This is a genomic window from Bradyrhizobium sp. IC4060 (assembly GCF_020193715.1).
Classification (GTDB): Bacteria; Pseudomonadota; Alphaproteobacteria; order Rhizobiales; family Xanthobacteraceae; genus Bradyrhizobium; species Bradyrhizobium yuanmingense.
The window spans coordinates 1-8,041 of the sequence record NZ_JADYVJ010000039.1 but is presented as its reverse complement, the minus strand read 5'-3'; the positions used below and the strand labels follow the sequence as shown (position 1 = coordinate 8,041).

General features: G+C 56.5%; 5 protein-coding genes and 1 pseudogene. 3 read left to right on the top strand and 3 right to left on the bottom strand.

Features of this window, described 5'->3' with window-relative positions:
* Window positions 1-515: 515 nt before the first annotated feature.
* From folD to I6F16_RS37185, 3 genes and pseudogenes are all read right to left on the bottom strand, one after another.
* Window positions 516-1,433 (bottom strand): annotated as a pseudogene (gene folD, locus I6F16_RS37195) (bifunctional methylenetetrahydrofolate dehydrogenase/methenyltetrahydrofolate cyclohydrolase FolD).
* Entirely contained in the window at window positions 1,430-2,320 is an 891-nt protein-coding gene (gene purU, locus I6F16_RS37190) for a formyltetrahydrofolate deformylase (RefSeq protein ID WP_225174738.1), read from the bottom strand. The pseudogene folD and the gene purU overlap by 4 nt, the downstream one beginning before the upstream one ends.
* A gap of 63 nt (window positions 2,321-2,383) precedes the next feature.
* Window positions 2,384-4,867 carry an FAD-dependent oxidoreductase gene (locus tag I6F16_RS37185; protein ID WP_225174736.1) on the bottom strand — a complete coding sequence of 828 codons (2,484 nt, stop codon included), beginning with the start codon at window positions 4,865-4,867 and terminating at the stop codon, window positions 2,384-2,386.
* 283 nt (window positions 4,868-5,150) lie between these two features.
* On the opposite strand from I6F16_RS37185, the gene I6F16_RS37180 reads away from it, so the two are divergent.
* From I6F16_RS37180 to I6F16_RS37170, 3 genes are all read left to right on the top strand, one after another.
* On the top strand, window positions 5,151-5,711 hold the full coding sequence (locus I6F16_RS37180) for a cupin domain-containing protein (protein ID WP_225174735.1): 561 nt from the start codon (window positions 5,151-5,153) through the stop codon (window positions 5,709-5,711).
* 252 nt (window positions 5,712-5,963) lie between these two features.
* Entirely contained in the window at window positions 5,964-6,386 is a 423-nt protein-coding gene (locus I6F16_RS37175; RefSeq protein WP_225174734.1) for a hypothetical protein, read from the top strand.
* Between the two features lie 888 nt (window positions 6,387-7,274).
* Window positions 7,275-8,041, top strand: a 767-nt coding sequence (locus I6F16_RS37170) for an aminotransferase class III-fold pyridoxal phosphate-dependent enzyme (RefSeq protein WP_225174737.1), incomplete at its 3' end; no start/stop codon positions are given.

The following is an 8,041-nucleotide window of genomic DNA, read 5'->3' as shown; positions in this document are numbered from 1 at the left end:
GCGCCGGGATCTGGCGCTGCGCTATGCCGATGGCTCCGCGCCAGCTCCCGTCGCTACCACCGCCCAACTGGGCAAATCCAATGGCTTGAGCGAACTCAGAACTGGATAAAATCTGGGGGCAAGGTCATTTTGAGCCGGGCGAGCGCCTAACGATCGGCCCTCCGGCAGGCCACGCCAGTAACCGACAGAGCGGCAACCACGCTCCTGCATTGCGACCCGGTACCAGCTAACGGGCCGCCGAAGATCTACACGCAAACCAAGTGCGAGGACCGGCGCTCAACCGTGGGCGATCGGGCCACTAACCACGTCCAACATGATGCCCCGTTCGTTGGCACGAGGGATTGGCACGACAGAGGTCGTACTGGCTCGGACGGCGGAGGCATTCGGTTGTGAGTGGGAAGCGTTCATCGAGGCGGACATCCGCTACCGAACAGAAAAGGAGAGTCGAAGCCAGCTGGGAGGTCAGCAGGCGCCGACATCGGCATTCTTCAACAACCTACCTTCTGGAAAACGGGTTACATGGTAGCGATTGGCCATTCGACGCCCTGTCGGCGGCATGCGGCTTCGATTGTATTTCTAAGAAGACAAGCAATTGTCATGGGGCCCACACCGCCGGGGACCGGAGTGAGTGCGCCAGCCATGAGGAGGCGCGCGCTCTCAAAATCCACGTCACCGACCAGTCGGCGGCGTCCTTCATGTTCGATGCGATTGATCCCGACGTCGATGACGATCGCACCAGGCTTGATCCATTCACCACGAATGAGTGCGAGTTGCCCAACAGCCGCTACGAGGATATCCGAGCGGCGACACACCGAAGCAAGGTCGTCGGTCTTAGAGTGCGCGACCGTGACAACAATTCTCTCGAAGTAGAAGCTGGGCGAGCGGCTTGCCGACAATGTTGGAGCGTCCAACAATGAGCGCGTGGAGCCCAGCGAGTTGGCTGCGAATTCCCTTGATCAGTAGCATGCAGCCCAGCGGAGTACAGGGGACCAGCCCATCCGCGCCGATCGATAGCTTGCCTACATTCATGGGATGAAGACCGTCAACGTCCTTCGCTGGATCGATGGCAGTTGCAACCCTCTGAACATCAATGTGGGAAGGTAACGGCAGCTGGACAGGATTCCGTGGACATCGGGAGCTCTATTCGGCCTGTCGATCAAGGATAGCAAATCTGCTTCGCTTGTAGTGCTTGGCAGCTTATGATGAAACGACCGCAGACCAGCTTCGATCGATCGACGAATCTTCGTACGGACATAGACGGAACTGGCCGGATCGCTGCCAACAAGAACAGCAGCCAACCCGGGTATAAGTCCCCTCTCACTTAAGTTCTCGACTGCGCTGCGCAGCTCAGAATGGACCCGAGCCGCAACCGCGACGCCATCGATGAGAGCCCGCTGACATGCAGAATTGCGCGCGGTATCCGGAATGCTCATCGGAAGATCACCGTACGATCGCCGTTCATGAGGATGCGGTTTTCTGTATGTAATTTGACCGCCCGCGCCAAAACAGCGGCTTCTACGTCTCTTCCGACGGCTGAAAGATCGTCTGGGGTAAGCGAATGATCCACGCGAAGCACATCTTGCTCAATGATCGGACCTTCATCCAAGGCTGCCGTCACGTAGTGAGCCGTCGCGCCAATCAACTTGACCCCTCTTGAGTGGGCTTGATGATACGGTTTTGCGCCTTTGAAGCTCGGCAGAAAAGAGTGGTGGATATTTATGATCTTCCCGGACATCTTCTGGCAGAGATTGTCCGACAAGACCTGCATGTACCGCGCCAGAACGATGAGGTCGATCCGCTCCTGCTCGATGAGTTCCAGGAGCTTTGCCTCCTGTGCGGTCTTTGTATCTGCGCTGACGGGCATATGATGAAACGGAATGTCATAGGATGCGGCGAGCCGGTGAAAATCCCGATGATTGGAGACGATCAAGGGGATTGCGACCTCAAGCGTGCCGGTTGCGTAGCGGAACAGCAGGTCGTTCAGACAGTGCCCCGCCTTTGATACCATGATCAAAAGTCGAGGTTTCGTATTGCAGTCATGGAATTCCCAGCTCATGCCGAACGATGTGCCGACTGGGGAAAATGCGGACTGTATATCTTCAAGTGAGAGGCCCGGCGCATGAAAGGACACTCGCATAAAAAGCCTCCCGACTCGACTGTCCGAGAATTGGGCGCTGTCGCGGATATTACAGCCGTGCGAGCTGAGAAAGCCCGATATAGCGTGGACGATTCCGATGCGGTCTGTGCAGGAGAATGTGAGAACGAAATGGGGGCGATGGGAGCGATCCTTGGAAGGTGCGTCAATTAAGGGCCTCTGCATTTCGGCATGAACGTAGCGAGGTTCGGTTACGGCGCTTGTCGTCGTCATGACAGTCTAGCTCTTCTATGAGGCCGGGGCCGAGACGAGAGCACCTTCCTCTACATCCTTTACGCGATTGTTGTTGGGATCATAAAACGGACGGAGCGATGCATGTGCGGGAACGCGTTGCCCGGCCACCTCGACCTCAAAGCGCCCGCCCTTCACGAACGAGGCATCGACAATGCCGTCTGGGTTGTAGACAAAGCCCAATCCCAGGCAGGTCCCGACTGTATGTCCGAACATTCCTGACGTGATCCGGCCGACGAGCCGCCCATCGTGCCAGATAGGCTCGTTGTGATAGATCAGTACCCCGGGATCGCTCAGTGCGATGTGGATCATTTTTCGGCGCGGGCCTGCCTCCCTCTGTCGGAGCAGTGCGTCGCGTCCGATAAATCCGTGTGGCTTGGACCACGCCACGACGAAGCCGAGACCGGATTCGAGCGGGGTGTCTTCGTCCGTAACGTCGTGTCCCCAATGACGGTACCCCTTCTCCATGCGAAGAGAATTCATGGCATGATAGCCGGCGAGGCGCATGTCGAATCGAGCGCCTTCTTCGACGAGACACTCATAGACGCCCTGGACGAACTCGGTTGGGATATACAATTCCCATCCGAGTTCGCCGACGTAAGTAATGCGACTCGCCCTGACTTTCGCGTAGCCGAGATCAATGAGCTGGGAAGTCGCGAACGGAAATGCTTTGTTGGAAAGATCAGCATCAGAAAGCTTGCTGAGGAGCTGCCGGGATCGCGGCCCCATCACACCTAGCACGGCATAAGCAGAGCTAACATCCGTCGCGATAGCGCGGGCGCCCTCGGGAATGTGACGTCTCAGCCAAGCAAAGTCCCTGACTTGCGTTGCCGCGGCCGTCACGATGAGGAAACGCTTCGAGCCTTCCCGCGTGACGGTGAGATCGGCTTCAATGCCGCCTCTATCGTTAAGCCATTGCGTATAGACGATGCGACCGATCGACACAGATATGTTGTTCGAGCAAATCCTGTTCAGGATGGATTCAGCGTCGTCCCCTTCAAGCACGAACTTCGCAAACGACGATTGATCAAATAATCCGACGCCTTCGCGTACCGCCCTATGTTCTGCGGCTGAGTATTCGAACCAATTCTGACGGCCATAACTATATTGGTATTTTGCCTGATGCCCCTGCGGCGCGAACCAGTTCGGCCGCTCCCAACCCGCGACCTCTCCAAAGCAGGCGCCTTGCGCAAGCAGGCGATCGTGCAGAGGCGAACGGCGAACTCCTCTTGCGGTGTCGGGCTGCCGAAAGGGCCAATGCATGGCGTACAGCAGGCCGAGGGCCTCCACAGTGCGGTCCTTCAGATATCGGCGATTTGACTGGAACGGCATCACCCGTCTGACATCAACGTCCCAAAGATCCATCGGCGGATGACCGTCGATAATCCAGTCGGCCAGGACTTTACCTGCCCCGCCAGCGGAGCGAATACCGATTGAGTTGAAGCCGGCCGCAACGAACAGATTCCGCACTTCCGGCGTTTCGCCAAGCATGTAGCGGTCGTCGGGCGTGAAGCTTTCCGGACCGTTGAAGAACAACTGAATTCCTGTTTTTGCCAGTAGCGGCACACGACGAATCGCCCCCTCAAGCAACGGTTCAATGTGCTCGAGATCGTCCGGCAGGGTATCGAACTCAAAGCTCTCGGGGATTCCCTGCATACCCCAGGGTTTTGCGATCGGCTCGAACCAACCGACCAGCAGCTTGCCTGCGTCTTCCTTGAAGTAGGTACAAGCATCGGCATCGCGCAGTACGGGAAGATGCTTTCTGATCTCAGGAACCGGCTCGGTCACGATGTAGAAATGCTCGGCTGCATGAAGAGGGATCGTCGTTCCTGCTGTTGCGCCAAGCTCCCTAGCCCACATCCCCGCACAGTTGACGACGAATTCAGCTTCTATTTCACCGTTTTTAGTTCGCACTCCGTGGGCGCGTCCATTCTGGACCAGGATGTCCGTAACAGCAGTATTTTCAATGATCTTCGCCCCGCGGGACCTCGCTCCCCTCGCCAGAGCCTGAGTCGTATCGACTGGATTGGTCTGTCCGTCTTTCGGGAGGTGCACCGCGCCGACCAGATCCTCCGTTGCCATTAAAGGCCAAAGATCACCCGCTTCTTTCGCCGAAATCACGTTGGCTTCCAGACCAAAGCATCGAGCCATGGACGCGCCACGCCGGAGCTCCTCAAAGCGCTCACCGTTGTTGGCGATAGCGAGCGATCCGATCTGTCGGTATCCGGTATTTTGCCCCGTTTCGCGCTCGAGCTCGCAATATAGCTCCGTCGTGTATTGAGCTAATCGTGTGAGATTGTGAGTTGCACCCAATTGCCCAACAAGGCCCGCTGCGTGCCAAGTGGTTCCGGACGTAAGTTGCTTTCTCTCGAGCAGAACAACGTCTGTCCAACCACGAAGAGTAAGATGGTAGGCTAGACTGCAGCCCATGATTCCGCCGCCAACGATGACGACTTGCCCCGATTTTGGAAGTTCCGGCACGACTGATCTCCACCTGCCATGAAAATTTGGCAGATTTTTTCATAAATGTGAAGTATTTTTATGCCCAAAAGGGTTTCTTTCAATACTTTCACATCTATAAAGATCAGGCGTCCAACAGGCGTGATTTGGTTGCGACGTGAGTCTGCGGCGAGGTTGTACTTTGTCCGACGGATTTCGGGGCAGACTTCACCGCGCCGCCATGCCTTGAAAGTTGAAGGACTCGATGGCTATTAGGTCGATACGCGCGGCTGACGAATGGGCAGCCCCTAACTCCACGGCCGGCATGGACTCTGACGTCGCCGTAGGCGGCCAGATCCGTGAATTGCGCAAAATCAAAAAGCTGACCTTGAACCAGCTTGCTCGGGCGGCCGGGATATCGGTCGGCTATTTGAGTCAAATCGAGAGAAATCAATCCAAGCTGCCGATTGGAGTCTTGAAGAAGCTTAGCGACGTACTTGGCGTGCATATGAATTGGTTCTTCCACGGCAATCTGCAGGCTGCCGCCGATGAAAGAGAGATCGTTGTCCGTAAAGCGCACCGGCGGCGCCTTACATTTACCGGGTTGGGCATTGCCGAAGAGCTTCTGTCCCCGAACCTTGCCGGTCCGCTTGAATTGCTTCTGAGTACGATCCAACCGGGCGCCGATAGCGGTGAGTACAGCCACGACGGCAATGAAGCGGGTATTTTGATCTCTGGTCGGTTGGACCTGTGGGTAGATGGAAAACGTTTCAAGCTTGAAGAGGGCGATAGCTTTTCATTCAACAGCGCTTCGCAACATCGCTGCGCTAATCCAGGATCGGTGCCAGCAAAAGTGGTCTGGGTGATTACACCGCCCCACTATTAGTGAGTATCGCTCGAACTCGTGCAGTTTAAGCGAGGAGATTGCCTCCAGCGCGAGAGCAAAAAACAATGCGGGCATCTCCCCCAAGCGCGTGGACCAAAATGCACCCTGGCTTTCGCGGATCTCTCTGGATGAATGGGTGCGGGTCATTAATGCCCAGAGTGCGCGTACATAGCCGGCCCGCCCAGCCCATCGAGAAGGTCAACTGTATAGTGGTAGCCGCGACCAACGTGTCGCGGAGGCTTGCCTTACTTATTGGTCGACCAGATTGGGCCGCAGGAGGTGTCGCTGAAACCTGCGCAAGCTCTCCGCGATATCGAGGAGTTGAGCGAGAGCGCGATCGAAGCCTGGGCGAACAGCTGCGAAGCTGATCAGGCTATGTCACAGTTACAGGCCGCCGGATTGCGGCCGGCGCTGCCCGCCTGCCAATTGATCGGCTCAGGGATCAGCATCTCAGGTCGCGCGGGTATCTGCGAGAAGTCGATGGCGCATTCATTGGCGCAGCCGTCAATGCCGATTCGGGAAGGTGAAAGGCCCCATGTAACCGTGCCACGGCACCCGACGATTGGACAGCATAACAGAGAGAAGAGAGCGCACTTGGCGAGAGACGGTATCATCGATAGGGCAATGCTTTCGGAAGAGGAGCTCACAAAAACAAAGACTGTATCGCCAAGCTGATAATAACACACATCGGATAAAATCTGAGGCGTGACAGATCGGCGCAGCCAGCGGGTTTGAGAGTCATCGTGACACACTATTCAGTGTTCCGCAGCAGTTCCGAAAATTACTCCACTGCATCGAATTGATCGGCAGGACCAACGCGGATCATCGGCCATGCTTACGCCGATATCCTCCGGACCATTTGATGGCATCGAACCGCGGTGCACACTTGTCCTACAGCTCAAGTCTTGTGCTGAGCTGCGCTGGCGCTGCTGCAGCAAGCGTCAGGACGCGTAAGGCATCGGTCATACCTGGCGAGTTTACTTCAGAGTCGGACTTTGCGATCCCATGAGGCGACTCTGCTTGCTCTTGCATAGGGCGGAAAAAGCGGATCAAAGCCTGCTGCCGACTGCCGCGCAGGCCGATGCGCGATCATGTAGGCGGAAGCGACGAATACGGTTTCCGAGCCGCGCACAGGCAACGCGAGCCTCGTACTTCCATCCGGCCGAATCGTAGGTATGGTAACGCAAATCCAGCCGTGGCGTGAGTGCTCTCAATCGTAAGGCACTATTCTCACCAAAGTAGGTAGTATCTCAATGTATTATCGGTGTTTACGGTCAACTAGCATCTTGCGGTACAAAAAGGCCGATGCTGTAGCTAACCACCTGAGGGCACCTATAGAGTTTGCCGCATATTCACTCCCCGCAATTCCGCAGAGGTAATGCGCAGCCAGGAAGATAGTCAGGCGATTTTCAGATCGCCGGGCTGCTCAAATTGGCTCGATGTCCCTCCAGTACTCCGGGAAGTCGAACAGCAAGGCCGAAAGTTGTGGCGCGGCGGTGGTAGTTGGTTGGCCCACTCAGCAACATTGGCGAAGAAATCGAGGAGGATATTGTGAACCAGGAGATTGCAGGTTCGGATATTTCGCCTCGATTTCTGAGCGCTGGGCGGTCCAACGAGAACTTTGTCCGGGCCCAAAAGGTCTTCCCAGACGGCACCTCGCGCGTGACGATTGAGCGAGATCCAAATCCGCTCTACATCGAGCGTGGGATGGGCAGCTATCTATTTGATGTTGATGGCCGCTCGTTTCTCGACCTTAATTGCAACTTTACAACGTTGATCCATGGACATGCCTTCGAGCCCGTGGTGGAAGCGCTAACGCGTCAGCTCCAGCGCGGCACCTGCTTCGCAAATCCGACGGAGAGGGAAATCGAACTCGCTGAACTACTTTGCGGCCGCATTCCGCAGGTTGATCGTGTTCGCTTCGTCAATACGGGAACTGAGGCCGTGCTGTTTGCGATCAAAGCTGCGCGGGCCTTCACCGGACGTCCGAAGATTGCCAAGCTCGAGGGCGCCTACCATGGCGCCTATGACTGGGTGGAGGTCAGTCAAGCAGCGACACCCGACAATTGGGGGGACGCCATCGAACCCAAGTCCACGGCCTTCTATCGCGGAATGCCTGCGAGCGTGCTCGATGAAGTAGTTGTGTTCCGTTTCAATGATGTTGAAGGGGTGAGCCGCTTGATATCATCGAATGCGCACGATCTTGCCGCCATCATTCTGGATCCGATGCCGAGCCGCGGTGGCCTCGTTGCGGCAAAGCCTGAATTCATGGCCGCGGTGCAAGAATCTGCCCGCAAGAACGGCATTCTGGTGATTGCTGATGAGGTCCT

Coding starts and splice junctions, on each gene's coding strand:
- purU (WP_225174738.1), bottom strand. CDS start 2,320: ATGCAGAGGCCCTTAATTGACGCACCTTCCAAGGATCGCTCCCATCGC.
- I6F16_RS37180 (WP_225174735.1), top strand. CDS start 5,151: ATGGACTCTGACGTCGCCGTAGGCGGCCAGATCCGTGAATTGCGCAAA.